The sequence below is a fragment of the Embleya sp. NPDC020886 genome, assembly GCF_044333915.1.
Lineage (GTDB): Bacteria > Actinomycetota > Actinomycetes > Streptomycetales > Streptomycetaceae > Embleya.
In genome coordinates, this window is the sequence record NZ_JBIRRX010000013.1 from 203,536 (window position 1) to 228,407 (window position 24,872).

Genomic DNA, 24,872 nt, shown 5'->3' on the forward strand with positions numbered 1-24,872 from the left:
TCGCGTTCAACTCGGTTGGTTCTTTCCGAAGAGCCGGAACCGGCCCGGCCTCGGCTCGGGCACCGGTGGATTCGCCGGTTTCGGCGGGATGCCGCCCGGTGGCGGGAGGTGGACGGTCGGCGGGGTCTCGGAGCCGGTGCCCGACGGCGGCGGTTGGCCCTGGACCGGCATCCTTCGGCGTTTGCGCTGCAGGGCCGCCTCGTAGCCGCGGCGCCCCTCGGCGAGCGGGTCGTACTGGGCGTGGCCCTGTACGTACGGGTCCGGTTCGGCGAGCCGACGCAGCAGTTCCGCCGCGCCCGGCCGGCGCTGCGGGTCCACCTCGAACACGCCCTGGAACAGGTCGTACAGCAGACCCTGGCTCTCCACCCCGGCCGGGACCATGCCCTGTCGGACCGGGCGGCCGATGGTGACGTGATAGGCGACCTGGGCGGCCGACCACAGATCGTCGCGCGGGTCGGCCGGGCCGGGGCCGCGCAGTGGGCCCGGCGCGGCCCACAGTGCGGTGCCCAGGCTGCTGCGCGGCTCGCCCGCGAGTGCGGCGTGGTCGAAGTCGGCGACGTACAACCGGCGCTGCTCGCGTTGCCAGCGCACGCTGGTGGGGGTCAGGTCGCCGTGTACGACGCCGGCCGTCTCCAGGTGCCGGACGGTGCGAAAGAGCGCCCGTCGGAAGGCGTCCTGTTCCTCGGTCAGCAGCTTGCCCACCACGTCCTCGGCGGGCGGGCAGGGCACCGACTCCAGCAGCAGGAACGGCTCGACGCCGTCGAAGTCGTGCCCGGCGATGCGGGCCAGTTCACGCGGGTGATCGTGCGGCCCGAAGGTGCGCGCGAGCCGCAGCAGCACCCGGATCTCGGTCTCCAGGCCGGCCTCGGCACCGGCCCGGCGACGTGCGTCCAGCGCACCGAGGCGCTTTTGCACGAACGTGCTGCCGTCCTCCAGGTCCCGCACGTCGCGGACGCGGAAGAGTCGGCCGGGCACGGGCGGGTGGTCCGGGCCGAACTCGACGCGGCGTTCCACCGACCGGCCCTCGGGGTCGGTGTAGCCGAGCTTTTCCTCCCCGGCCTCGCCCGGCCGCCCGGCGGCCGGGCTCACGAGGCCCATCCGTCGTCGCGCCGGGCACTCGATCCGCCCGCGTGGTCCGGGCCGCCGCTCGGCCCGCCGTCGACGCTCTCCTCCCACATCCGCGCGTCGTCCACCGAACCCGGCAGCAGCGGCAGCAGGCGCAACACGCCGGCCATCCGACCACCGCCGGTCCACACCAGCTCGTGGTCCACGAGTTGGCCGTCGCCGCGCTCACGCAGGGCCTCGCGAACGGCCGGCCGGACCCCGCGCGGCGCGAAGCGCACACTGCGAATGTGCGTGGGGACGTGGTCGAGCAGCATCAACTGGTCGGTGGCGCACAGTTGCAGCATGGACCGGTCCGCGGGCTGGGCGAGCAGCCCGGCGATCCGGTCCGCGTCGCCGCCGGCCGCGTTCGCGACGTGCGGGCGGTCCTGGGTACGGCGCGCGAACGGCGGCGCGGCCTGGATCCCGTGGTGCGCCAGGTGGTCGGCGTACGAGCGCAACACGCGCCGCAGTTCGGCCTCCGTGCCCTGCCGGGACGCCTCCGCCGGGTCCCCTTCGAGCAGCGCCCACATCGGTTCGAACGCCGCGTGCAGCCCGTCCACCAGGTCGCCGAGCACGACGTCGTACAGACTCGGGCCCGCGCTCGGCGGCGGCGTCGAGGGCGGCGCGGGGCGACCGGGGGTCGGCGGGCCGCCGATGCCGTACCCGGTCGTGGTCGGTTCGGGACCGGGCGCCTCGGTGCCGAGTTGCCGCTCGACCGCGGTCGCGTCCTCGGCGAGCACCTTGGCGCTCTCCTCCAGCAGCGCGGCCAGCACGATCGCCCGGTCCACCGCCTCGCGGCGCGGACCCGCCAGCGCCCAGTCGTTCCACATCGTGCGCACCAGCAGCGCGTGCAGTGCGTGCAGCGCCCCGCCGGCCGCGCCGAGCGCCAACATCCGCTCCCAGCGCCGCACCCGCTGGGTCCAGTCCAGGCCGGGCAGCACCACGAGCACGGCGAGGCCGAGCACGAGGGCGAGCGGACCGACGCCGGTCGGCGGCTCCCAGGCACGCCCGGCGAGCACCCCGCCGACCGCGCCGACCAGCGCGATCAGGCCGGCCGGCACGATCATCGCCAACGCCTCGGCGGGCAGCATGGCGTGGCCCGGCCGGTCGGGGCGGCGCAGCGCGATCAGCGTCGACCCGAACACCACGAGCAGCACCGCGAGCGCGGCGCCGACCACCGCGAAGGCGGGCCACAGCGCGGTCAGGAACGCACCGACCAGCAGCCCGCCGGCGACCCCGACGTGGGCCGAGCCGAGCGGGAAGGCGGGCGGGCGGGTGTAGTGCGCGAGGAAGGCGTCCGAGCAGATCCGGTCCACCTCGAAGGCTCGGGAGGCACCCGCGCCGGGGCTGATCCGGTCGGCCAACTCGCGCAGCCGCTCGGCCAGTCCGCGCAGCCCCTCGGGTCGGTCGAAGGCGGCGGCGGTGCGCTCGCGCAGCGCGCCGGCCACCGAGGTCACGCTCAGCCCGGCGGGCTCGGGGAGCAGCACGCCGACCTGGTCCAGCCAGGCTCGTCCGTCCGCGTCGAAGCCGGCCGCGCCCCGGCCCACGGTCTGCCGGACCAGGTCCCGATATTCGCCCAGCGCGGTTGCGGACTCGACGACCCCGTCGTGGATCGAGCGCCCGTCGCGACCGGCCGTGCCGTACAGCGCGAGCGGTCCGGCCAGCGCGGCCAGGCGCCGCTGCGCGTGCCCGAAACCCTGGTCGGCGTGCGCCCACCGGGCGCCGAGCGGGCTGTCGGCGCGCACACATTCGCGGATGCCGCCGCCGGCCGCGGCGAGCCCGGCGCCCTGGTTGTCGGCGAGGGCCGCGAGCGGCTCGGGCCAGGGCTCGTCCACCCCGCCCTCGGTGCCGACCAGCCGCTGTGTCGCGCGGATCCGGGCCCGCTGTACCGCGTCGTCGCGGATCCGGTGCACGAACGCGTTCAGTCCCGGCGCCGCGATCGAGCGGGGCATCTCGGTCACCCCGGCGAGCACCTGATCGAACACCTCGGGCTCGGTGAGCACGTCCACCAGCGGCGCGAGCGCGTCCGCGTCGTCCGGGCGCAGCGTGGTCCCGGGCGCCCGGCCCGGGGCCCAATCGGTGCCCCGGACGTCGCCGACCCACAACGTGGCCGCGTCGGTGCCCACGAGTTGGCCCGGGCGGCGCAGCACGATCGAGCCGTCCACGGGCGAGCCCACCGCGACGCACACGACCCGGATGTAGTCGCTGCCGAAGATGCGTTCGTAGGCCCGCCGGTGGGCGACCAGTTCGTCCACGGTGTCGAGCACGAGCACCCGGTCGGCGGCCACGTTCAGGGTGCCGGCGGGCACCCGGGTACGCGCGTACGCGGTCTGGACGTCGGCGAACCGCCGGGCCGCCATCACCGCTTCGTACTCGGTGCGCAGGTCGACCACGACCACCAACGGGTGTGGTGCGCCCGCGTCGACGGAGTGGGTCACCAGCCACCCCCGGGCAGTTCGCGCTCGTCGTGCTCGTCCGGCAGCGGCCGCGTGCGGTCCAGGCCGTCCAGCCGCACCGTGCGGTCCTCGGGGTCGCGGTCGTCGCGCCCGGCCCGCTCGCGCGGGTCGAACGGGCCCCGGGCGTCCCGGGCCCGGTAGGGATCGTGCGGATCGCCCGCGCCCCGCGCGTCCAGCGGCCCCCGGGTCTCGCGCGACTCCCCCGGGTCGTACGGGTCGTAGGGGTCGTACGGCTCCCGTCGGGCCCTCCGCTCGGCGGCCGGCGGCCGATCCGGGCGGTCCGACCGATCCGGGCCGTCCCGCTCGTCCCGGTCGCGGTCGCGCTGCCCGGGCTTGTCCAGGTTCGGCCGGCGCACGTCGCCGGTCTCGGGCAACTCGCGCGGGTCGCGCGCCTCGCGCCACTCCTGCGGGTCACGCGGCGGTCGATCCCGCCATTCGCGCGGACCGCCAGGGTCGTCCCGATCATCGCGATCGTCGCGAACCGGCCGCGGGTCCCGTCGCCCGGTCCACTCGTCCCGATCGTCGCGCTCGTCGCGCACCCGCTCGGCCGACCGCCGCTCCCGGCCGGTGCCGCGCTCGTCCCGGTCCCGGTCCCGCCGATCGGACCCGTCGCCGCGCCCGCCGAACCCGTCGCCGACGCCCGCCGCCGGGTCGTCGTACTCCAGCTCGCGCAGCGAGTCCCGGGTGCTGCTCTGGTGCGGGAAGGACAGGTCGAGCGCGGCGGGCAGGGTGACCTCCCACAACCGCAGCAGCTCCTCCGCCCAGCCCCGACTGCGCTCCGGCAGCCGATCGCGCAGCTCCTTGAGCACCTTGATCTGTCGCGGTGCGACCTCGTGCACGAAGTGCCGGTACAGCGGCGCGGGTTCACTCACCCGCGAGCCCAGGCCCTCGGGATAGGTGAGCATCAGTTGCTTGGCGAACTCCCGGCGCACCGAGGCGTCGTCGGTCAGCGTCCACTCCTCGTAGGCACGCAGCAGGCTGCCCCACGAGGAGGCCCGGTCGAACGGGCGCAGCGGCAGCTTCATCACGGTCGGCCCGTGCGGCAGCCGGATGTCGATCACCTCGGGCGAGGACCGGTCCCCGCGCGCGACATCGACCTGCCCGTTCCACATCGCGCACAACAACCGGTGCAGGATGTACGCCCGGTGCCCCTCGGTCGTGGCCAGCCAGTCGTAGGTGAAGCCCAGCCGCTGACGCCACTTGAGGAAGTCGACCGGATCCTGCCGGTCCAGCGAGCGCGACCACTGGGCGAGCACCTGGCGCACCTCGGGCACCTCGGTCAGGCTCATCGCGCTGCGGAAGAGCACCACCACGATCGACTCCTGCTCGACCGCGCGGAACTCGATCTTGCGGGACGGCTCGTTGGGGATGTTCAGCATGCGTTCCAGGTACTGCCGCACCTCCATGTCGTGCGAGGTGCCCGGGTGGGCGATCAGCACCTTGAGTTCGCCGCTGCCCTCGGGCGAGAAGCCGTTGGGCAACATGCCCGCGAGCTTTTGCACGAACTGTTCGAGGTCCTCCTCGCCCACCGCGGCGCCGCGCCGGGTGGCCGCCCGGGTGAGCAGGTCGCGCACCGGCGGCAACAGCGGCTGCGCGTTGAGCTCGCCGGCCTGCACGAACAGGGTCTTGACCAGTTGCTTGATCTGGTCGCGCACGTAGGTGACGGCGAGCTGGCCGCCCTCGCGCTCCTCGCCCAGTTCGTAGGCGCGCTGCCAGATGCCCGCGCCGAGCAGCTTGCCGACGATCTGCGCGGCGCCGGCCGTCTCGGGCAGTCGCTCGCGGTCCACGAAGCGGCGCAACACCTGGCGGTAGAACGACTCCAGGTTGCCTTGCGGCGGCAGCAGGTAGGAGACCCCCGAGCGCTGCCGGTAGAGCTCGCGGGTGGCCCGGCCGAAGTTCGCCTCCTCCTGGTCGCGGTGGTCGTTGAACGCCTGTCCCAGGCCGTCCACCACCTGCCGCAGGTAGATCATCTTGCGGTCCCACACCTCGGCCTGACCGCCCCACTGGGCATGCCAGTTGCGCCGCGAGCGCCACTCGAACCACTGCTGCTGCGCACCCAGTGCGCGCTGCACCTCGGGGTCGCCCCACTTGGCCTTGACCACGCCGCCCGCGCGGTCCTTGATCGCCGGTATGTGCGGCGCGTTCACGGTGATCCCGGGGGGCGGCGTCGGTTCGGTGCTGCAGTGCGCGAGCAGTCCGGCCGCCCCGGGCCGATCCGAGTCGCTGTACAACCGTCGATCGCCGAAGAGCACCCGGCGGGCCCGGAACAGGTCGCCGTCGGCGAGCAGTTGCCGAATCCCGCGGGCGTGGTTGAAGTCCTCGGCCAACTGTGCGGCGTGCGAGCGCAGTTGGGCCTCCTGCTGACGCAGGGCCTGCTCCATCGCCCGGGTCCGCGCGTTGAGCGCCTGCATGATGCCCGCGGCGCCCTTGGCCGGCGCCGGGTCGGCGACGTGCGGCGGTGCGCACAACCACAGTTCGCCCAGGCCGGACACCGACATGAAGGACTTGATCTGCTCCAGGTTGGCCTCGGCCGACACCCGCACGTCCGAGGTCAGGTCGCGCACGGCCTGGGCGAGCAGTCGCCCCGCGACGATGTCGGCGAGTTCGTCCACCGGTACGGCCATCGAGGCGACCAGGCTGGTGGACACCCCACAGGCGCCGATCCCGCTGGGCGCCGGGATCTCGCGGCGGACCCCCTCGTTGATGAAGCTGTCCGCGAACGACTGGTACAGGTCGCCCTGGATGACCGCGTTCTCCAACTCGGGTCCGCCCGGGTTGAGTCCGGTGCCGATCAGCGACATCACCAGGGACACCACCGAGCGGTGCAGGTCCTCGCGCTCGATCCCGCTGGTGCGACTGAACAGGAAGCCGGTCTGGACGGTGCCCGCCTTGAGCCGGGTGGACTCCAGCCCGGGGTAGCGCACCGCCAGGTTGCCCGCCGGCGCGCCGAGCCCGGTGTCGAGTTCCTCCTGCGCGTACTGCCCGTTCTGGTCGTCGACCAGTTGGAACAGGTCGAGCAGCGCCCGTCCGGCGTTGAGCACCGCGGGTCGCCCGCCGCCGCGTTCGTCGTCGAACGCGGACGGCATCAGCACCAGCGGATAGATCTTGATCCCGTCGTAGCCCTGCGAGAACGCCTCGCCGATCAGGTGCAGGTAGTCGTAGAAGATCCCGCAACCGGTGCCGCCGGCGACCGAGAAGGCGACGAACACGTCGCACGTGTTGCGGTTGTTCTGGCTGCCGCTGAGCGCCATCAGGTGGTCGTTGCCGTTGCTGATCAGGCCGACCGCACGACGCAACGGGTCCATCGCGGGCGCGAGTCCGTGCCGGAAGGTCTCGAACAGGGCCGCGCGGCCGACGGTGGGCAACTGCCCCGCGCCGCGCCGCAGCGGCGTCACCCGCGGCTCGCCCTCGCGGGCGGGCAACCACGGGATGGTCTCCTCCGCCGCGTTGATCCGCAGCGAACGGGCCACTTCCGGATAGGTGTTCAGCGGCGGTACGAGCTGGGTGGTCAGGTGCGCGTTGCGGTCCGCGGCGGCCCGGTGCGCGGGCGGCGCGGCGCGCAGTCGCTGGCGCTGCAACTCGTTCTCGTTGAGGTCGGCGTAGACGAACTGGATGCAGTTGGGCAGTTGGTACGGGGCCAGTTGGCCACCGAGCCGCTGCATCAGGCCGGTGCCGTCGGCACCGCACAGCTCCTCACGCAGCCGGCGTTCGAGTTCGGCTCCGATCAGACATCCGGTACCGCCCAGACCCACGAACAGCATGGACTGGTGGATGGACATGCCCCTGCGGCCTTGCGCTGCCACGGGCCCTCCTCGAAAAGTGCGTGACGTGCGAGTTCAGGTGCCGGGGACCCCGGTTCGCGCTCAGCGCGGGGGTCCGTAGCCGAACGTGGTGTCGTCGGGGCCCGCGCCGGGCGCGGGATCCGCGGCGGGTCCCGTGCCGTACGGGCCGTACGGGTTGTACGGCCGATCGGATCCGTAGGCGTCCTCGCCGTACGGTCGCGGCGACCCGGTCGGGGCCGCGCCGTACGAGCCGTAGGGATCACCCGAACCGGGACTCGCGTCGGCGGGCGGCCCGTGCTGGACCCGATCGTCGGTGAAGCCGAGCGCGAGCCCGGGCTCGACCTCGGTGGGCCGGCCCGCTTCCAGGTGCAGATGTGCGCCGAGCGGAGTCTCCACGTCCAGAGTGCCGGTCGCCGCGGTTCGCCGCACGATCCACGCGGTTCCGGGTTCGTGCATGTACAGCGGAATCAACTGCGGCGGGAAGCCGGTGGTGTCCAGCCGGAACCACATCGCCTCGGCCCGCTCGTTCAGCGGCCGGGTCTCCACGCCGATCGGCTGCCCGTCGCGGTACAGCCGCAGCGCGATCGGTCCGATCCGACGTGCCCGCCCGCGCCGCTTGGCGAGGAAGCCGAACAACGCGAGCAGCAGTGCGAGCAGCACGACGCCCCCGATCACCAGCCACAGGTACTCGTCCCAAAAGCCCGGCGGCGGTTCGACGGTGATGGTGCGGGTGGTCTCGAAGAGCACCCGGTCGCCGTCGGTGGTGTCCAGCACCCGGACCCGGCCGGTGTGGTCGCCCTTGGCGATGTTCTTGCCGAAGGCGAGTTCGAAGCCGAAGTTGTCGGCGCCGGTGGTCACCTTCTGCTCGGCCCCGGTGATCCGCAGCCCGGTGTCGGCCGGGAAGTCGGCGAGCACCCGCAGGTTGTGCGGCTTGTTGTCGTTGACCTTCCAGGAGACGGTGCCGGCCACGCTGCCGCCGGGTTCGATCGTGTTGTCGCCCCACTTGATCTCGGCCGAGACCGCGGCCGGTCCCCCGCCGAGGGTGACCGTCTTGACCTCCCGGGTGCCGGCCACGCCCGGCGCGGTGATGGTGCCGGTGAAGCTGACCGGTCCGGTGATGCCGCCCGGGATCCGGTAGTCGCTGAAGAACTCGCCCTTGTCGCCGGGGCGAAGCGGGATGTCCGCCTTGAGTCCGGGTCCCTCGACGTGGCCGGACACGGTGACGCCCTTGAGCGCGGCCGGATCGGTCAGGTTCTTCTCCCGGGTCTGGAGGAAGACGCTGAACTTGACCGACTCGTCGGCGCTGGGCTGCGGCGGGTTGAGCTGGACGTAGGACTTGACCACGCCCTGCCACAGCGCCGCCGCGCTGACCGGCCCAAAGACCCCGGGGCGGGCCTTGAGGTGGATCCGCCACTTGCCCGCGACGGGATCGGTGATCCGCAACGTCTCGGTGCGCGAGCCCTGCCCGCGCCGCTCGGTGCCGGGCGCGTTGTCGGCCTGCTTGCCGTCCGGATCGAAGAACGTGGTCTCGATCTCGCCGGCGGCCTTCTGCACCTGGATGACCACGTCGGTGGCGATCGCCGGGATCGTCACGTTCAGGTCGGCCTCGCCGTTCACCTCGGTCGAGTCGGTCTGGGTGACCCCGGCGCAGCGCGCGGTCGCGAACGCCTTCTGCAGGGTCTGCACGACCTCGCCGGAATCCTTGACCGTGATCGCCGCGGGCTTGTCCCCGGGCCGTTCCGAGCACGTCGACGGCGCGCCGCCGGCCGCCATCCGGGCCAGTTGCGCGGCGTCGATCCCGCTGCCGAAGCCCAGTGGCCAGATCTGTACGCCGGCCGCCTTCGCCTGGGCCAGCGCGGCGGTCAGGCCCTTGTCCAACTCGCCCGGGATCCGGGCGGGGTCGTTGCCGTAGCCTTCGCCGGGCCCGACCGACATCGCGCCGTCGGTCAGCACGAACAGCACCTTGGCCTGCCCTGCGGGTGCCCCGGCCAGCATGTTCACGCCCTGGCGCAGTGCGGCCGGGATGTCGGTGTTGTTGCCCTCCTGGTCGGTGCGCGCGTGCAGCTTCTCGGCACACTTGGCCGCCGCCGGGTCGGACACCACGGTCAGTGCGCAGACGACGTCCACCGGCGGGTTCGCGCCGGCGCCGCTGCCGAAGCCGATCACGCCCACTCGCGAGTCGGGTGAGAGTTCGCCGATCGCGGCGAGCGTCGCGGCGTCCTTCTCCCGGTCCAGGTCGGGGCCCTTGAGACTGCCGGACTCGTCGACCAGGACCGCGTACGAGATCGGCTCGACCTTCAGGCTCGGATCGCCCACCGCGGGGTCCGCCGCCCGGGCCGCGCCGGGTGTCAGCGCCACCACGAGCGCGCCGAACAGAACTGCGGTGGCCAACCGCCGTGGACGCCGTGTGGAGGGCGCCGGCCGTGGCGCTCCCCGGCGGACAGGCAGCACCAAAGTGGCGTCCCCCCTGCTGTCGGCCCCGCGTGCGCGAGGCACACCTCGGGTATTCGGCAACGTTCTAGCAGCACATGGGGGGTTGCGGGCACCGATCGCGATCACTGGCACACGCTCGGTTCCGAACCGTTATTCGGCCAATACCCGGGCACCCCCGTGCGGGCTTCCACGATGCACCATCGGGCAGGCCGGCGGAACCGAATCGGCCAGATACGAACAACGGCCGCAGCGGTTCCACCCGGAAGTGGAACTACTGCGGCCGTCAAGGCAGTTGGCTGCCCGCGCCGAAACGCGACGAAACCTGCGAAGGGTCCTACAGGTCGACCTGGCGAAACAGCAGGCCGATCTCCTCGTTGGACAACCGGCGGGTGCGGCCCGGCTTCTGGTCGCCGAGTTGGATCGGACCGAACTGGGTGCGCACCAGCCGCTCGACCGGGAAGCCCAGCTCGGCCAGCATGCGCCGGACGATGTGCTTGCGACCCTCGTGCAGCACCACCTCGACGAGGTAGTTGTGCCCGACGCTGTCCACGATCCGGAAGCTGTCCGCGCGGGCGACGCCGTCCTCCAACTCGACCCCGGCCTTGAGCTTCTTGCCCAGGTCGCGCGGGATCGGGCCCTGGATCGAGGCGAGGTAGGTCTTGCGCACCTCGTACCGGGGGTGGGTCAGTCGGTTGGACAGCTCACCGTGGTTGGTGAGCAGGATCAGGCCCTCGGTCTCGGTGTCCAGCCGGCCGACGTGGAACAGGCGCTGCTCGAACTCGGTGATGTAGTCCGCGATGGTGAACCGGCCGTCCGGGTCGAACATGGTGGACACCACGCCGGTCGGCTTGTTGAACGCGATGTAGGTCTCCGCCGGGCGGGTCGGGATGCGCATCCCGTCGACCTTGATCTCCACCGTGTCCGGGTCGACCCGCTTGCCCTGCTCGGTGACCCGCTCGTCGTTGACCTGGACCCGGCCGGCCTCGATCAGGTTCTCGCAGTGCCGGCGGCTGCCGATGCCCGCGTCCGCCATCACCTTCTGCAGGCGGACGCCCTCCTGCTGCTCGCGCTCGTTGCGCTCGGTGGAGCGCATCGTGGTGGGACGGCGGTCCGGGCGACCGGTGCTAGCCGACGGGCGGCGGTCCTTGCCACCCGCCGCGCCCGACTTCGGCTGCCCACCCGCGCCGCCTCGACGATTGTCGTCGGCGACCCGGCGGGGCTGCGGAGTGTTGCTGCCGCGCCCGGTGCCCCCGCGCTTGTTCACCGAGCGTTCGTTGCCTCGGTCGTTGCCGCCGGAGCCTTGCCTGTTGGTGGGTGCCATCAAACTTCCGTAGTCGTCTCGCCGTCGTCGAGGTCGGCGTGCACCGCCCCGGTATCCCTCCCAGTATCCCCGCTCCGCGCAAGCGGGGACGCCGCGCGGGTCGCGAAGCCGTCCGGGGCCCCTTCGCCCTCCGCCTCCAGCGCCTCGATCTCGGGCAGGAAAGGGGCCAATTCCGGCAACTCGTCGAGCGAACGCAGGCCCATCCGCTCCAGGAAGAACTCCGTGGTGCGGTACAGCGTGGCCTGGGTCTCGTACTCGACGCCGTATTCCTCCACCAGGCCGCGCGCCAGCAGCGTGCGCATCACCCCGTCGCAGTTGACCCCGCGCACCGAGGAGATCCGGCCGCGGCTGACCGGCTGGCGATAGGCCACCACGGCGAGCGTCTCCAGGGCGGCCTGGGTCAGCCTGGACTGCCGGCCGTCCAGGACGAAGCGTTCGACGGCGGCGGCGTGCTCGGGGCGGCTGTAGAACCGCCAGCCGCCGGCCACCTCGCGCAGGTCGAAGCCGCGGCCCTGGGCGGTGTACTCCAGCGCCAGGGTGCGCAGCGTGGCCAGCACCTCGGCGAGCGGGCGATCGAGCACCTCGGCGAGCAGGTGTTCGGAGACCGGCTCCTGAACCACCATCAGGATGGCCTCCAGAGCCGCCGGGAGCGGACCGTTGGACACCGGCAGGGTGGGCGGCGGGGTCCGGACCCGAGCGGCCCTGGGAGCGGGCACGGCGGCCTCCGGCCCGGCCGTCTCGTCGTCCGGCTCGATCCAAAAGCCCTCGTCGTCGCTCACGCGTCCTCCTCGCCCTCGCGCACCACCGTGTCGAACTCGTCGAACTCGTCGAACTCCCGGCCCACCATCGACTCCCCGTCCGAGCCGGCCGTCCAGCGCACGGTCAGCTCACCCAACGCCTCGGCCTGGTCGAACCCCACCGCCAACTCGCGAAAGAGTTCGAGCAGCACCAGGAATCGGGCGATCACGTGCAGCGTGTCCGGTGCGTCCCGGGCCAACTCGGCGAACGTCGCGCTGCCGGTGCGCCGCAGCCGTTCGACCACTATCGCCGCCTGCTCCCGCACGCTCACCCGCTGCACATGGATGTGTTCGATCGACACGATCCGCGGCGCCTTGGGGGTCATCGCCTTCGCCGCCAGCCTGGCGAACCGGTCCAGCGACGTGGTGATCACCACCTCGGGCAGCAGGCCCCGATAGCGCGGCTCCAGCGAGACCTCACGCGGATAGCGGCGGGACTCCTCCGCCCAGCGATCCTCCAGAATGCCCGCGATCTGCTTGTACGCCCGGTACTGGAGCAGCCGCGCGAACAGGAGGTCCCGGGCCTCCAGCAGGGCCAGGTCCTCCTCGTCCTCGACCTCGGCGGCCGGGAGCAGCCGGGCCGCCTTCAGGTCGAGCAGGGTCGCCGCGATCAGCAGGAACTCGGTGGCCTGGCCCAGGTCCCAGTCCGGGCCCTGGGCCCGGATGTGGGCGATGAACTCGTCGGTGACCCGGGACAGCGCGACCTCGGTGACATCCAGCTTGTGCTTCGCGATCAAGCCGAGGAGCAGATCGAACGGGCCCTCGAAGTTGGCCAGGCTGACCCGGAAACCGGTGCCGTCGTCCGCCGGGGGCCCAGGATCGGGCGCGGGAGCGGCGGGAGCGGGGACGGGGACTGTCGCCGGGACGGGCCGCGGCGCGGATTCCGATCCCGTCCGCCCGGCCGCCGCGGCCGGCTCCCGGGGTGCGGCGGGCCGACCCGGGCCGCGCCCGAGGGTGCGTCGGGTGGGGTCGGGACGGTTGTCGTTGGACATGGTGCGCTCAATGGTGCGGGCCGCGACTGCGGGAAACGGCACGGACCCGCCGGGCGGTGGTCCGAATTGGGCCACTCGGGGGACCGGCGGGTCCGTCGAGACTTCGCGAAGCGGGGTTCGCTCGAATGTCGCTTAAGAGCCACGCAGACGACGGACGAGAATGCTCGCCTCGCCGCGCGCCTCCAGGTCGGCCAGGACCACCGCGACCGCCTCACGCACTATCCGACCGCGGTCCACGGCCAGGCCGTAGTCGCCGCGCAGGCTGAGGCGTGCGTGTTCGAGGTCCATCAGTTCCTCGGCCGACACGTAGACCGTGATCTTCTCGTCGTGTCGCTCGCGTCCGCTCGGGCGGCGCTGCGCACGTGTCCGTCGGTGCGCCGGGCGCGCGTTGGGATCGACTCCCGCGGCGGCGGCGGACATCGAGGACGCGCCCGAGGGCGTGGGTGCTTCCCGGCGACCGGGCACGGGATGCGGTTGTACGGCGTGCTGTTCGGCCTCTCCGGGGCCACCGTCCGCGCCGGACGACTCGTGTCGCTCGGTGCTGTCGGAACCTGCTCCGACCGGCGGGACCTGTGCGGGCACGGTGCCGCGCGACTCCCCCGAATCCCCGCCGGCGTTCTGCTGCTGTTGCCGCAGCATGGCGCCACCGGTGGTCCGGAACAGTTCGTCGGCACCCGGGAGACTCACTCGGCGCGACACCGGGCGAGCACCTCCCTGGCCAGTTGGCGATAGGCGGCTGCGCCCACCGAGTTGGAGGCGTAGGTGGTGATCGGTTCGCCCGCGACCGTGGTCTCGGGGAACCTGACGGTGCGTCCGATCACGGTGTGGAAGACCTGGTCGCCGAACGCCTCGGTGACGCGGGCCAGGACCTCCCGGCCGTGCACGGTGCGCACGTCGTACATCGTCGCCAGAATGCCGTCGAGCACGAGGTCGGGGTTGAGCCGCTCGTGCACCTTCTCGATCGTCTCGGTCAGCAGCGCGACGCCGCGCAGTGCGAAGAACTCGCACTCCAGCGGCACGATGACGCTGTTCGCCGCGGTGAGCGCGTTGACCGTGAGCAGACCGAGCGAAGGCTGGCAGTCGATGATGATGTAGTCGTAGTCGTTGACCAGCGGCCGGATCGCGCGCGAGAGTGTGGTCTCGCGGGCCACCTCGGTGACCAGTTGCACCTCGGCGGCCGACAAGTCGATGTTGCTGGGCAACAGGTCCATGCCGGGGATGATCGTCTTCAGCAGGACGTCGTCCGCGCTGAGATGACTCTCCATCAGCAGGTTGTAGACCGTGAGTTCGAGCTCCATCGGGTTGACGCCCAGGCCCACCGACAGGGCGCCCTGGGGGTCGAAGTCCACGAGCAGCACTCGTCGACCGTATTCGGCCAGCGCGGCACCCAGGTTGATGGTCGACGTGGTCTTGCCGACGCCGCCCTTCTGGTTGCACATCGCGATGATCTTCGCCGGGCCGTGCTCGCTCACCGGCGCCGGAATCGGGAAGTACGGCAGGGCGCGGCCGGTCGGGCCGACCCGCTCGCGCCGCTGCGTGGCGGCGTCGGGGGCGAGGGTCGCGGCGTACTCCGGATCCGGTTCGTAGTCCGCGTCGGGGTCGAACGGTCCGCCACGCAGTTCCTCGGCGTAGCGCAACTCGTCGTCGTAGTAGTACATGTCGTAGGCGTACTCGTGCGCGTCCGGACCATCGAGCCCGTCTTGCCCGGCCTGGTTGGCCGGGGCGGTCTGGCCCACCTGAGCGGCGCTGTCCGTGCGCGTCCCCTGCTGGTCCTGTAGGCCGTCGGCGGGCCCGTAGGAAGAGGTAGTCGGCGCTGCACGGCCCGGCGCCGCCCCTGGCTGGGCACCCCCGGGAGCAAATGTCGACTCGTTCACAAGTCGTCTTACCTCCTTGCCGACCAGGTCATTTCTTGCTTCGTCAGCCTGAATCCTTGCCGACGGATCGCGACTCTATGGCGTTGCGGACGGTCGCAGCAAGGCGAACCGCCCGACGTATGCAACATGTGAGGCGATCTAGTCAAGCGCCCGAGGGTGGGATCCTGCGTACACCTGACGGGGTCCATCGGGGGTTTCGCGGCCGTAGACCCGGGTCGTGGACACCGAGGAATGACCCAGGAGTTCCTGGACGACCCGGACATCGGCCCCACCGTCGAGCAAATGTGTGGCGAACGAACGCCGCAGTGTCCGCGGGGAGATGGGCTCCGACAGCCCGGCCCGCGCGGCGGCGCCGCGGAGCACGGCCCAGCCGCTCTGCCGTGACAATCGGCCGCCTCGCGCGTTGAGAAAGACGGCGGCGCCGCCGGGCCCCGCGGCGGCGAGTTCGGGGCGCGCCCGGGTCAGGTACACATCGAGCGCGTCCAGGACGGGCACGCCCAACGGCACCACCCGCCGGCGACCGCCCGGCCCGACCAGGGCGACGGTCCGCGCGGACAGGTCCAGGTCGTCCAGATCCGCCCCGATCGCCTCGGAAACGCGCGCACCGGTCCCGTACAGCAGTTCCAGCAAGGCCCGGTCGCGCGGCCCGTACGGCGCGGCACCCGTCGAGGCAGCGGCCAACAACGCCTCGACCCGCTCGACCGAAAGCGCCTCGCCCCGCCGCGACTTCGGCACGCCCGGCCGCACGTCCCGCGCGACGTCGACCGCGACCAACCCCTCGCGCAGCGCGAACCGATGCAACCCCCGCACCGCCACCAGAGCCCGAGCCACCGACGCCTCGGCCGCCCCCGCCTCCCGCAACGCACCCGCGAACGCGGTCACATCCTCCCCCCGCACCCCCTCCGGCGAACCGACCCCCCGCCCCCTCAACCAGGAGAGGTAACGCCGCAAATCCCCCCGATAAGCCGCAACCGTCCCCCGCCCCACTCCACCCCCACCGGCCACACAAGCCAAATACGCCCCGACAACCCCATCCACACCCTCATTCTGCCCCCCAAAACACCACATGCCGCACACCCACGCCTTTGTGGATGTACGGCACGCAATGCAACCAACCAAGCAACCAGCCCAACACCTCAACCCCAACCGAGCCCCTCAGCCCGGCCGGCGCTTGAGGCGAATCAGCCCCGCCGGCGCTTGAGGCGAACCCAGCCCGGCCGGCGCATGAGGCCACCCAGCCCCGCCGGCGCTTGAGGCGAACCCAGCCCGGCCGGCGCATGAGGCCACCCAGCCCCGCCGGCGCTTGAGGCCACTCAGCCCGGCCGGCGTTTGAGGCCAAGCCCGGGCGTCAGCCCAGGACGTCCTCCAACGACACAGCCGGCAGGCCAAGTGCCTCGCCGACCGCAGCGTTCGTAAGCCGCCCCTCATGCGTCGAAAGCCCAAGCGCCAACGCCCGGTCCGCCTTCGCCGCATCCCGCCACCCACGGTTCGCAAGCTGCACGATGTACGGCAGCGTCGCGTTCGTGAGCGCATAGGTCGACGTGTGCGGCACCGCACCCGGCATGTTCGCGACGCAGTAGAAGATCGAGTTGTGCACCTTGTACACCGGGTCGTCGTGCGTCGTGGCGTGCGAGTCCTCGAAGCACCCACCCTGGTCGATCGCGATGTCGACCAGCACCGAGCCCGGCTTCATCCGCGACACCAGCTCGTTGGTGATCAGCTTCGGCGCCTTCGCACCGGGAATCAGCACCGCGCCGATGACCAGGTCCGCGTCCAGCACGGCCTTCTCGATCTCGTACGTGTTCGACGCGACGGTCTGCAGGTGACCCTGGTAGATCCGGTCCGCGTCGCGCAGCGCCTGGATGTTGCGGTCCAGCAAAAGCACCTCGGCCTGCATGCCCAGCGCGATCGCCGCCGCGTTCATGCCCGAGACACCGGCGCCGATCACGACGACCTTCGCGGCGTAGACACCGGAGACGCCACCCATCAGGGTGCCGCGACCGCCGCCCTGCGCCATCAGGTGGTACGAGCCGACCTGCGGCGCGAGCCGACCGGCCACCTCGGACATCGGAGCGAGCAGCGGCAGCGCCCCGTTGGGAAGCTGCACCGTCTCGTACGCGATGGACGTGGTCCCGGCGTCGAGCAGCGCCTCGGTGCACTCCTTGCCCGCGGCGAGGTGCAGGTAGGTGAAGAGCGTCTGGTCCTTGCGCAGCCGCCCGAACTCCGACGCGATCGGCTCCTTGACCTTCAGGATCAGGTCGCCGGTCGCCCAGACGTCGTCCGCCGTGGGGAGAATGGTCGCCCCCGCGGCCACGTACTCCCCGTTCGGGATGGAGGAGCCGACGCCCGCGTCGTGCTCGATGTAGACCTCGTGCCCGTTACGCACGAGCTCGTGCACGCCGGCGGGCGTGATCGCCACGCGGTACTCGTGGTTCTTGACCTCGCGGGGGATACCGACCTTCACGGCTATCAAGTCCTGTCGACAGAGGGTTGGGCACCAGCGAGCCCAGGCATGCAAATGCACGCCGTACCTCGTGGTGTTCCTAGCTTAGTGCGGTTGGATCGCCCCGCCAACCTTACAAAGTGGCAGTGAGGGGCCTACCGCTTGTCTATTTCGTAGGTTGCGCCCGGGCGGATGGACGAGAGCGAGTACCCCCGACGGCGCTATTCGTCACCCAGAAAGCGGCGAACCTCGTCCACTTCGGGCGCGCCCGCGTCCACGAGCAGGGCCAATGCCTGCCGGCGACGCGAACGGGCGTCCCGGACGTCGCCGGCTTCGAGCGCCAATTCGGCGCTCTGCAACAGGGCGAGTGCCTCCAGGCGCTCGTCGCCCGCCGCCCGAAACGCCTCCATCGCGTCCCGATAGACCGCGAGCGCCTCCGCCGCGCGGCCCGCCTCGCCGAGCACCGCGGCGATGTCGGTCAGCACCCGGCCGATGTCGGCCGGGTCGCCGATCCGCCGGCGCACCCCCAGCGCGGCCCGGTGATCGCGGACCGACTGTTCGAATCGGCCCATCCGGGCGTGCAGCCGGCCCAGGTGGGACAACACCCGGGCCTGGCCGGCCGCGTCGCCGATGGTGCGGCGCAGCAGCAGCGAACGGTCGTACCAGTCGGCGGCACGTTGCAGGTCGCCCAGGTCGGCGTAGGCGTTGCCGAGGTTGACCATCGCCCGGCCCTCGCCGGCCGGGTCGCCCAGTCCGCGGGAGACCTCCAGGGCTGCCCGGTAACAGGACAGCGCCTCCTCCAGTTCCTGGCGCGCGACGTGCAGATTGCCCAGGTTGAGCAGGGCGACCGCCTCCTGCCGACCGGAGCCGGCCCGGCGGGCGGTGGTCAGCGCGAGTTCGTGCAGTTCGCGCACGTCGCTCCAGTGCGCGCGGCGATCCAGCAGCCGGGTGAGCACCGAGACCAGTCGACGGGTGGCCGCGTCCAGGCCGGCGGCGGCCGCGACCCGGGCGGCGGCCAGCAGTTCCGGGCGTTCGTCGCGCAACCAGGCGCGGGCCTCGTCGGCGGAGCCGAAACGCACGTCCGCGCCCGGGTCCGGGCCGTCCGTGCCGACGATGATGCGCTCGGCGGACCGGGCCAGGCGCACGTACCGGTCGAGCAGGCGCACCCGCGCGTTGCGTCGTTCGCCGGGCCGCTCCTCCGCGTCCAGGCGTTCCTGTACATAACCGCGCACCAGGTCGTGGAAGCGGAACCGGCCCGGCACCGAGCCCTGCTCCAACAGATGCAGCTCGCGCAGCTCGATCAACGACCGGGTCGCCGCGTCGGGCCCGCAGTCGGCCAGCGCGGCGGCGGCGTCCGCGCCGAACTCCCGCCCGGGCACCAACGCGAGCAGCCGCAACAACCGCGCGGCGGAGGGCACCAGTTCGCGGTGGATCAGCGAGAAACACGCCCGCACCGCGAGGTCGTCGCCGGCCTGCTCGTGCAACCGCAGCCGTTCGGCCCGCAACCGGCGACCCACGTCGGCCATCGCGTAGCGCGGCCGGGCCCGCAACCAGGCCCCGGCCATCCGCAACGCGGCCGGGTGGAAATCGCACAGCGCGGCCAGCTCGTCCGCGGCGCGCGGATCGCACGCGACCCGGGTGTGCCCGGCCAGGTTGCCGAGCAGTTCGGCCGAGGCGCGGGTGTCCAGCATGTCCAGCGCGCAGGTGCGCACGGCCGCGGCCCGGCCGAGACCGGTGAGCGGGGACACCGACGTGGTCACCACGAGCGCGGTGGGACTCTCCGGGAGCAGCGGGCGCAACTGCGCGGTCCCGGTCACGTCCTCCAGCAGGATCAGGAAGCGTTTTCCGTCCAGATGCTCCCGGAAGAGCCGGATCCGCTCCTCGTGCGCGGAGGGTATGGCCGGCGTGCCGAGCGCGTACAACAAGGATTCGAGCACGTCGCCGGGCGGGATCAGCTCACCGCGCGGCCCGGTCAGCCGGGCATAGAGCCGCCCGTCCGGGAAGTGTGGGGCCAGCCGGTGCGCGAGTCGCACCGCGAACTCGGTGCGGCCCACGCCGACCGGTCCGGTGATCGCGACCACCCGGTCGCGAGGCAGCCAGACGGTACGAGTGGTGCCCGGGTGCTCGGGGTCGGTCGGCGCGAGTTGCGCGGGGATCGCCGCACCCGGTCCGGTCACCCAGCCGTACAGCGTGTCCAGTTCGTCGGCTCGGCCGACGAAGTCGGGTCCTCCGGGCGGCAGTTGGTCCACGATGGCGGGCAACGCCTCGGCCGGCGCGCGCATTCCGGGAACCAGCCCCTCGGCCGTCGCGCAGCCGACCCCGGACTCCCCGGTCACACCCACCGCAGACGCCCCCTGTCTCACCCACACCCAGCCCGCAGGCTACGACCACGCGCGGGTCCACCGGGCCCGACTCGCCAACCCCGAGGCACCGATTCCGCAGCGTTTCGGGCCGGACCGCGCGGGTGGGGCCGGCGAGTACGGGAATCCCCACTCCACCACGACGCGACCGCCGCCGGTCAATAGGGTCGGGCGGCCCACGGCGCGTCCGCGGCCCGAAGCGCGTCCAGCCCGTCGCCGGCCAGCGCGGCGGAGAGCGCCAGTGCGCCGGAAACCAGTATCGGATTGTGCAGTTCGCCCGCCAGGATCCCGGTGATCGCCTCGTCCAGGGGCAGCCAGGCCAGTTCCATCCCGACCTCCTCGTGCTCGACGGCGAATCGCTCGGCCCGCGACTCGGCCAGTCCGCGCGCGAGGAACACCCGGATCGCCTCGCCCGAGGAACCGGGTGTGGTGTAGACGTCCACCAGCACATTCCAGGTGCCGGCCTCGTGGTGGGCCTCCTCGAACAACTCCCGCTGGGCCGCGTGCAGCGGGTTCTCCCCCGGCACGTCCAACAGCCCGGCCGGGATCTCCCACAACTTGTGCCGGACCGGATGCCGATACTGGCGCAGCACCAGCAGTCGCCCCTGCTCGTCCAGCGCCACCACGCCCACCGCCCCGGGATGCTCCAGGTAGTCGCGCCGCGCACTGCTGCCGTCCGGCATCTCGACCAGATCGCTGCGCATCGACCAGGCCCGCCCCTTGAACGGCGTCTCGCTCTCCGCGACGGGCCACGCCTCGGCGGTGTCCACGATCCTCGCCCGAGTACCCGACTCGCCCACGATGCGCTCCCCTTCACCCGGCCGCCGGCCGAATACCGCCGCCCCGATCGATCACCCTAGTCCTCCGGGATCAAGCCACCCGTACCCGACGAGCCGAAGCCCGCCACCGCGACGCGACGTCCGCCGCGGCCGGCCTCCGGAACCACCCGTGCCGTCGCCGCGCGCTTCGATCCCGTCCGTCGATTTCGCCGCGTTCCCCGGGTCCGTTCACCGGGTCCGTTCACCGCCGGGCGTGCCTACCGCCCGAACGCCGAGAAGCCACCCGCCCGGGGCCCGGGTGGGTGGCTTCCTCGCGTTGTCGGTCAGGTCGAGTGCCGACGATCGGTCAGGACGTGGTCTCCGCGACGCGGTCCTCGCCCTTGATCCGGCGGACCGCCGCCGCGACCAGGCCCGCGAAGAGCGGGTGCGGGCGGGTCGGGCGGGACTTCAGCTCCGGGTGGGCCTGGGTGGCGATGAAGTACGGGTGCTGCTCGCGCGGCAGTTCCACGTATTCCACCAGCCGACCGTCCGGCGAGAGCCCGGAGAAGACCAGACCGGTCTCCTCCAACTGCCCGCGGTAGGCGTTGTTGACCTCGTAGCGGTGCCGGTGCCGCTCCTCGGACTGCGCCGCGCCATAGACCTCGCGGGCGATCGAGCCCTCGGCCAGGTCCGCGGTGTACAGGCCCAGGCGCATCGTGCCGCCCAGGTCGCCCTGGCCCGCGACGATGTCGAGCTGATCGGCCATGGTCGCCACCACCGGGTGCGCGGCCTCCGGGTCGAACTCCAGCGAGTTCGCGCCGGCCAGGCCCGCCAGGTTGCGCGCGGCCTCGATCACCATGCACTGCAGGCCCAGACAGATGCCCAGGGTCGGGATCCGGTGCTCGCGGGCGTAGGCGATCGCCTGCACCTTGCCCTCGACGCCGCGGTCGCCGAACCCGCCGGGGATCAGTACCGCGTCGCAGTCGCCGAGCTCGCGCGCGGCGCCCTCGGGCGTCGCGGTGTTGTCCGAGGTCACCCACTTGATCCGGGTCCGCACGTTGTTGGCGAAGCCGCCCGCGCGGATCGCCTCGGTGACCGAGAGGTAGGCGTCCGGCAGGTCGATGTACTTGCCGACCAGCGCGACGGTGATCTCCCGCTCGGGCTGGTGCACCCGGCGCAGCAGGTCGTCCCACTGGGTCCAGTCCACGTCCCGGAAGTTGAGCCCGAGCCGGCGCACCACGTAGGCGTCCAGGCCCTCGGAGTGCAGGACCTTGGGGATGTCGTAGATGGACGGAGCGTCGATGGCCGCGACCACGGCCTCCTCGTCCACGTCGCACATCAGCGAGATCTTGCGCTTGATGTCCTGCGGCACGGCCCGGTCCGCACGCAGCACGATCGCGTCCGGCTGGATGCCGATGCTGCGCAGCGCGGCCACCGAGTGCTGGGTCGGCTTGGTCTTCAGCTCGCCCGACGGGCCGATGTACGGAAGCAGCGAGACGTGCAGGAAGAACACGTTGTCCCGGCCGACCTCGTGCCGGACCTGGCGGATCGATTCGAGGAACGGCAGCGACTCGATGTCGCCGACGGTCCCGCCGACCTCGGTGATCACGATGTCCACGTCGTCCACGGCCATGGCCCGGATCCGCGACTTGATCTCGTTGGTGATGTGCGGGATGACCTGCACGGTGTCACCGAGGTATTCGCCGCGACGCTCCTTGGCGATGACCGTCGAGTAGACCTGACCGGTCGTCACGTTGGCCGAGCCGTGCAGGTCGACGTCGAGGAAGCGCTCGTAGTGGCCGACGTCCAGGTCGGTCTCGGCGCCGTCGTTGGTGACGAACACCTCGCCGTGCTGGAACGGGTTCATCGTCCCGGGGTCGACGTTCAGGTACGGGTCGAGCTTTTGCATCGTGACCCGCAGGCCGCGCGCCTTGAGGAGCGCTCCGAGGCTCGACGCGGTGAGCCCCTTGCCGAGCGAGGAGGCGACGCCTCCGGTGACGAAGAGGTGCTTCGCCTGCCGGCTGCGACTGGGCGTCTGAGGCACTGCCAAGGAGGGGCTCCCGTGGTTGCGATCGAGGGGATTTCGAAGGGGACGCTGCTGGGCCGATGCGGGCCCGGAACAGTCCCACCAAGTCCACGGGATACCAGCCTAACAGCGTCCGGGGTCGAGGTCCCGCACCCGGTACGGAACAACTGCGACACCATACGGCGATTGCCCAGAGTGACAACGCACAGGAGATTCCGGGCACATGCCGACGGATCGGCCGAGTCGGATTCGACACAGAGTCAACGATCGGGTCGGCAAAAGCAGGCACGTTTCAGCGCCGACGGCGCACTATGCTACGCAGGCGGTGCACGAACCTCTCTCCGTTCGCCGACACCCGCGCGCAGCGCAAACGTACGCGCGCGACGGGTGCGCGTCCCCCGATCCCGACGGGACGACATTTCGGGAGCACCGGTCGATCCGGCCACCGTTACGGCGGTCGATCACGCGCGCGTGGTGCACTCTGGAATGAATCGATCAACCGCTGATCAGAACATGTCGATCGGCGAGCGCGGTACGCAGGAAGCCAGCAGACACGAACGCAGCAGACAACAAACCACGGCCGAGCACAGCCCGTACGAAACCAGGCACGTACGAATCCAGCCCCCCAGCCGAACCCGGGACGCACGACGGGACAACCGGCGCCATCAGGACGACCAGGAACGGAAAGCGTTGCCCGTGACCAGCCGCATCGAGGACTACGCCCTCATCGGGGACATGCAGACCGCCGCTCTCGTGGGCCGCGACGGTTCCATGGATTGGCTCTGCCTCCCCCGCTTCGATTCCCCCGCCGTGTTCGCGGGCCTGCTCGGCAGCGAGGAACACGGGTCGTGGCGGGTCGCGCCGCTCTCCGGCGGCCCCGCGACCCGTCGCCGGTACCGCGGCGACTCGCTGATCCTCGAATCGGAATGGGAGACCCCTCGGGGGACCATTCGGGTGATCGATTTCATGCCTCCGGCGGACGCGCTGGTCGGCGCGCCGGTCGTGGTGCGGGTCGTGGAGGGCGTGTCCGGTCGGGTTCCGGTCCGCTCGGAGCTGCGCATGCGGTTCCACTACGGCAAGGTCGTGCCGTGGGTGCGCCGCGAGGCGGACGGGCGCACCGTCGCGGTGGCCGGCCCGGACGCGGTGTGGTTCGCCGGTGACACCGAGACCTACGGGCGCGGCCTGACCACCTATTCGGACGTCACCCTCGGCGAGGGCGACCGGGTCACCTTCACCCTCACGTGGCATCCCTCGCACGTCGAGGGCCCGCTGCCCACCGACGCGTTGGCCGCGCTCGCGGACACCGAGGCGTTCTGGGCCGACTGGATGACCCGCTGTACGTACCAGGGCCCGTGGCGCGAGCCGGTGGTGCGCTCGCTGATCACGCTCAAGGCGCTCACCTACGCGCCGACCGGCGGGATCGTCGCGGCACCCACCACGTCGCTGCCCGAGGACGTGGGCGGGGTGCGCAACTGGGACTACCGCTACACGTGGCTGCGGGACGCGGCGATGACGCTGGGCGCGCTGCTCAAGACCGGCTTCGTGGACGAGGCCAAGGCGTGGCGCGAGTGGCTGCTGCGGGCGGTCGCCGGCGATCCGGAGAACCTGCAGATCATGTACGGCGTGGGCGGCGAGCGCCGGCTGACCGAGTACGAGGCGACCTGGCTGCCCGGCTACGAGGGCTCGCACCCGGTCCGGATCGGCAACGCCGCCGCCGAGCAGTTCCAACTCGACGTGTACGGCGAGGTCATCGACGCGCTGCACCTGGGCCGGCAGGCCGGCATGGAGGGCAACGACCACGCGCACGCGCTCCAGCTCAAGCTGATGGACTACATGGAGCAGCACTGGCGCGACCCGGACGAGGGCATCTGGGAGGTGCGCGGGCCGCGCCGGCACTTCGTGCACTCCAAGGTGATGGCCTGGGTCGCGGTGGACCGCACCATCAAGATGCTGGTGGACGAGCCGATGGACTCGGACACCGAGAAGATGCTCGAACACCTCAGGGAGGTGCGCGAGGAGATCCACCGCGAGGTGTGCGCGTACGGATACGACGTGGATCGCAACACCTTCACCCAGTACTACGGCTCGACCGAGTTGGACGCCTCGCTGCTGCTGATCCCGCAGGTGGGCTTCCTGCCGCCGGAGGACAAGCGGGTGATCGGCACGATCGAGGCGATCCAGCGCGAGCTGACCGAGGACGGCTTCGTCCGCCGCTACCCGACCAACGGCACCAGCGTCGGCCTGGACGGCCTGCCGGGCGACGAAGGCGCTTTCCTGGCCTGCTCGTTCTGGCTGGCCGACGACCTGGCGATGATCGGCCGGGTGGAGGAGGCACGCGAGTTGTTCGAACGCCTCCTCGCGCTGCGCAACGACCTGGGCCTGCTCGCCGAGGAGTGGGACCCCCGACTCCAGCGCCAGGTGGGCAACTTCCCCCAGGCGTTCAGCCACGTGCCGCTGATCGACACCGCGCTGCGACTGACCGCGACGCTGCGCACGGAGAGCACCGACCAGGACTGATCGCGCGGG

The 24,872-nt window shown here is 71.9% G+C and carries 15 protein-coding genes; 1 reads left to right on the forward strand and 14 read right to left on the reverse strand.

Annotated elements, in window-relative coordinates; genetic code table 11:
* Positions 1-6: 6 nt before the first annotated feature.
* From ACH4U8_RS35295 to ACH4U8_RS35360, 14 genes are all read right to left on the reverse strand, one after another.
* Entirely contained in the window at positions 7-1,089 is a 1,083-nt protein-coding gene (locus tag ACH4U8_RS35295; protein ID WP_395782463.1) for a hypothetical protein, read from the reverse strand.
* Positions 1,086-3,542 carry a hypothetical protein gene (locus tag ACH4U8_RS35300; protein WP_395782464.1) on the reverse strand — a complete coding sequence of 819 codons (2,457 nt, stop codon included), beginning with the start codon at positions 3,540-3,542 and terminating at the stop codon, positions 1,086-1,088. The genes ACH4U8_RS35295 and ACH4U8_RS35300 overlap by 4 nt, the downstream gene beginning before the upstream one ends.
* Complete coding sequence (locus ACH4U8_RS35305; protein ID WP_395782465.1) at positions 3,539-7,363, reverse strand: tubulin-like doman-containing protein; 3,825 nt, start codon at positions 7,361-7,363, stop codon at positions 3,539-3,541. Before ACH4U8_RS35305 ends, ACH4U8_RS35300 begins: the two co-directional genes overlap by 4 nt.
* A 60-nt stretch (positions 7,364-7,423) precedes the next feature.
* Complete coding sequence (locus tag ACH4U8_RS35310) at positions 7,424-9,733, reverse strand: vWA domain-containing protein (RefSeq protein WP_395782466.1); 2,310 nt, start codon at positions 9,731-9,733, stop codon at positions 7,424-7,426.
* Between the two features lie 376 nt (positions 9,734-10,109).
* The gene (locus ACH4U8_RS35315) at positions 10,110-11,096 is read right to left on the reverse strand and encodes a pseudouridine synthase (protein ID WP_360318693.1); all 987 of its coding nucleotides are present in this window, start codon (positions 11,094-11,096) and stop codon (positions 10,110-10,112) included.
* Positions 11,096-11,719, reverse strand: a complete 624-nt coding sequence (scpB, locus tag ACH4U8_RS35320; RefSeq protein WP_395782487.1) for an SMC-Scp complex subunit ScpB — start codon at positions 11,717-11,719, stop codon at positions 11,096-11,098. Before scpB ends, ACH4U8_RS35315 begins: the two co-directional genes overlap by 1 nt.
* Before the next feature lie 152 nt (positions 11,720-11,871).
* Positions 11,872-12,885: a segregation and condensation protein A gene (locus tag ACH4U8_RS35325; protein ID WP_395782467.1), complete on the reverse strand. Its 1,014-nt coding sequence runs from the start codon at positions 12,883-12,885 to the stop codon at positions 11,872-11,874.
* A 132-nt stretch (positions 12,886-13,017) separates the two neighbouring features.
* A complete protein-coding gene (locus ACH4U8_RS35330) occupies positions 13,018-13,584 on the reverse strand; it encodes a hypothetical protein (protein ID WP_360318699.1) in 567 nt (188 codons plus the stop codon).
* Positions 13,569-14,543 (reverse strand): ParA family protein, encoded by a 975-nt coding sequence (locus ACH4U8_RS35335; RefSeq protein ID WP_020555592.1) that lies wholly within the window; start codon positions 14,541-14,543, stop codon positions 13,569-13,571. Before ACH4U8_RS35335 ends, ACH4U8_RS35330 begins: the two co-directional genes overlap by 16 nt.
* A 354-nt stretch (positions 14,544-14,897) precedes the next feature.
* Positions 14,898-15,827 carry a tyrosine recombinase gene (locus ACH4U8_RS35340; RefSeq protein WP_395782468.1) on the reverse strand — a complete coding sequence of 310 codons (930 nt, stop codon included), beginning with the start codon at positions 15,825-15,827 and terminating at the stop codon, positions 14,898-14,900.
* 280 nt (positions 15,828-16,107) lie between these two features.
* Positions 16,108-17,223: an alanine dehydrogenase gene (gene ald, locus ACH4U8_RS35345; protein WP_360318705.1), complete on the reverse strand. Its 1,116-nt coding sequence runs from the start codon at positions 17,221-17,223 to the stop codon at positions 16,108-16,110.
* A 200-nt stretch (positions 17,224-17,423) separates the two neighbouring features.
* A complete protein-coding gene (locus tag ACH4U8_RS35350) occupies positions 17,424-19,544 on the reverse strand; it encodes a tetratricopeptide repeat protein (protein WP_395782469.1) in 2,121 nt (706 codons plus the stop codon).
* 176 nt (positions 19,545-19,720) lie between these two features.
* On the reverse strand, positions 19,721-20,362 hold the full coding sequence (locus ACH4U8_RS35355; protein WP_395782470.1) for an NUDIX domain-containing protein: 642 nt from the start codon (positions 20,360-20,362) through the stop codon (positions 19,721-19,723).
* Between the two features lie 325 nt (positions 20,363-20,687).
* Positions 20,688-22,364, reverse strand: a complete 1,677-nt coding sequence (locus ACH4U8_RS35360) for a CTP synthase (protein ID WP_360318816.1) — start codon at positions 22,362-22,364, stop codon at positions 20,688-20,690.
* Positions 22,365-23,042: 678 nt separating this feature from the next.
* Between ACH4U8_RS35360 and ACH4U8_RS35365 the strand changes: the two genes are divergently transcribed.
* Positions 23,043-24,863 carry a glycoside hydrolase family 15 protein gene (locus ACH4U8_RS35365; protein ID WP_395782471.1) on the forward strand — a complete coding sequence of 607 codons (1,821 nt, stop codon included), beginning with the start codon at positions 23,043-23,045 and terminating at the stop codon, positions 24,861-24,863.
* Positions 24,864-24,872: the final 9 nt, after the last annotated feature.